Source organism: Candidatus Sordicultor fermentans (assembly GCF_012728195.1).
GTDB lineage: Bacteria > Atribacterota > Atribacteria > Atribacterales > Caldatribacteriaceae > Sordicultor > Sordicultor fermentans.
Genome location: NZ_JAAYFP010000146.1, coordinates 1 through 2,798, shown reverse-complemented (window position 1 = coordinate 2,798; position 2,798 = coordinate 1). Strand labels below are relative to the sequence as shown.

Here is a 2,798-nt window from a genome sequence, read left to right as displayed (position 1 = left end):
GCAATCTTTAGGCCGGGGTCCATAAGTATTTAAAAGCCTTTGGATTCCCGATGAAAAATTTCGGGAATGACAGATGAGGTGGATTCCCGATTACTGATTTCGGGAATGACAAAAAATAACAAGTACAAAGAATAAAGATTGCTGAGGGGAAAGCGTCCCTCTCAGTGGATGCCCGATAAAAAATTTCAGGCATGACAGAACAGAACTATAAGGGGACGCCGCCCCCTTTATCAACCTCCAAAAAAAGAAAAAGACCAAAAACAACACAGAGGAAAAAATCTCTGTGTGTCACTCCTGAATGCTTTTATCGACCATGAGTGGGTTTCACCCCTTTATCAACCCCCAAAAGGCAAGAACTAAAAACTTAAATAAGAACTAAAAACTTAAATAAGAAGAATAAATCCACTAAAGGAGAAAAAGCATCCCTCAGTGGGTTCCTCGCTAAATTTTGGGAATAGCAAAAAAAACTAAGACTTCTCACCTTCTCGGGCTTTCCCTCTCTTATCAGGGCGGGATAATCGAACATAAAATAGTCTTTAAAAAGCCAACCTACCCCTTATAAGATAAAGACGCACTGAGTAGAATGTGAGTTACAATGGGTTTTGTGGTTAACTATAACCATCCTTAAAACAAATACAGAAGAAAAATGAAGCTGGAAAAGAGCAAAACTTGAGAAAAAGAAAGCAGCACAGACAATTATATTTTGATAAAATATGTGTTAAACAACAAATAAGGAGGGAGCACTATGAATAAAAAAGACTCTACCACAAAGAGGAATCTTCTCATTGCCGGACTGGTAACCATTGTTCTGGGGATAATTCAGGTGTTAGTTTTTCCCCCTCTTATAATAGGAGTGGGGTTTGTTCGCTCTCTCATTCCCTTCATTGTTAGTTGCATTTTCCTCATTTTGGGCTGGAAAAAGATGTGGCTTCTCCTTATACCTGGTGCTTTTCTCTTAGGGTCATTGTTGGGAGTGGTTTTCAACTATCCTTATGGAGGAGCTCTTTTGGGAGCCGGGGTGGGACTTTTAATCAGTGCTTTCCCGAGAGAGGAATAATTTCTGGAGGGGGGCATTGCCCCCCTCATCATCTATCTCAAACTCTGAATTTTTCCACTAATTTCTGTAGTTCTTGAGCCAGTTTAGCCAGAGACTCAGTAGCCGAAGAAATCTCCTCCAATGATGCACTTTGCTCCTCGGTAGAAGCAGAAACCTCCTGTGAAGAGGCAGCATTTTCCTCTGAAACCGAGGCAATAGAGGAAATCTCCTCAGTAATAGACCTGATGCTCTGATTAACTTGGTCTATCAATTGAGAGTTATCTTCAGAAAGCGCACTCACTTCTTGCGCACTTTCTATAGCCCTATGTAATGATTCCTCCGCTTCTTCTAAAGTAGAGGAAAGACGAGAAACGCTTTCTATTATACTCTCAGCTGAAGTCCTAATCTGGAAGAAGTTTTTGCTGGTCTCCTCCCCTTGAGCTACTCCTTCTTCCACTCTTTCCTCTGCTCCTTTCATCTTTTCTACCACCTCTTTAGTATCATTCTGGATTTCCCGCACTAAAGTGGCTATGTTCTTAGCTGCTTCTCCTGCTTCTCCAGCTAATTTTCTCACTTCTTCTGCAACCACTGCAAAGCCGCGCCCTGCGTCTCCTGCTCGGGCTGCCTCAATCGCTGCATTTAAAGCTAAGAGGTTAGTTTGTTCGGCAATCCCGGATATGAGGTCTACAATCTTACCTACTTCTTGAGAACGCTCATCTAAAGTAGCAATGGATTGAGCCACTTCTTTGGTGGCCTGAGAGATAGAGCGGATATTATCTTCCAGAGTAGAAAGCAATTCCTCACCTTTCTGGGCTACTTGACGATTCTCTTCTGACTCTTGAGCAGTGTCAGCCATCACTTTATGAGTAGAAGACAGAGATTCATAGTTAAGAGAAAGAGCCTTCTGCATTTCCTGCAAAAGCTCTAAATTCTTCGCTGTAGATTGGTTGACAGCATCTACCTTTTGTACGATCTCTTCTGCCCCTCTATTCACCTTCTCAATCTCTACACTTTGTTCAGTAGAACCTTGAGCAATCTGGGAAATGGTCTTGGCAATTTCTTCAGTAGCTTTGGAAACCTCCTCAATAGAGGAGGAAAGCTCCTCTGAAGAAGCAGCAAGAGTAGAAGAGGTATTGATGATGTTGGTAACTAACTCCCGAATATACTCTAACATACTGCGAAAGGCAGAACTCAATCTCCCTATCTCATCCTGAGTTTTTATTTCCTCTACTTCCTGAGCCAAATCTCCTTCTGCCACTTTTTGAGCTACAGCAGTAATTTTTTCCAGAGGACGAGCCAGAGAATAAGCAACAGCCCGAGACACAAAGACAACAATTATAGCGGTTATCACCACTATAATAAAGATTAATTTAGCCATTCCTCTTGCTGGAGCAACGATTTCATCATAGGGGAAAGTAGCGACTACCTGCCAATTTTTAAGATTATCCCCGGAAAAGAAACCCCAGGGCTCAATTTTGTGGAAAGTAACTATTTTATCTACCCCCTGGAAAGTATAACGATGAGTGCCTTCTTCTCCTTCTTGAAATACCTCTTTCAAAAATTCCAGGTCCAATTCCTCCAGTGTCTTACCCACAATGTTAAAATCGGGATGAATTACCACTTTATTCTGAGACACATCATACACGTAGACATATCCAGTCTCGGCGAGCTGTATCCCTCGCATGAGCTCTTCAGAGGTTTTTTGAATATCCATACGAATACTTATTACTCCCACAAAATTATCGTCTTCATCAAAAACCGG

2 protein-coding genes are annotated in these 2,798 nt (G+C 41.8%); one reads left to right on the top strand and one right to left on the bottom strand.

All coding sequences use genetic code 11. From position 1 onward, the window contains the following. The first annotated feature begins 745 nt into the window (after positions 1-745). A complete protein-coding gene (locus GXZ17_RS07640; RefSeq protein WP_409376699.1) occupies positions 746-1,057 on the top strand; it encodes a hypothetical protein in 312 nt (103 codons plus the stop codon). Positions 1,058-1,094: 37 nt separating this feature from the next. Here the strand turns inward: GXZ17_RS07640 and GXZ17_RS07635 are convergent. Next, positions 1,095-2,798: methyl-accepting chemotaxis protein (locus GXZ17_RS07635; RefSeq protein WP_409376698.1), on the bottom strand; the 1,704-nt coding region annotated here is incomplete at its 5' end.

What these genes read in the sequence shown, in the direction of transcription:
- GXZ17_RS07640 (WP_409376699.1), top strand. Translation starts at nt 746, where the DNA reads ATGAATAAAAAAGACTCTACCACAAAGAGGAATCTTCTCATTGCCGGA.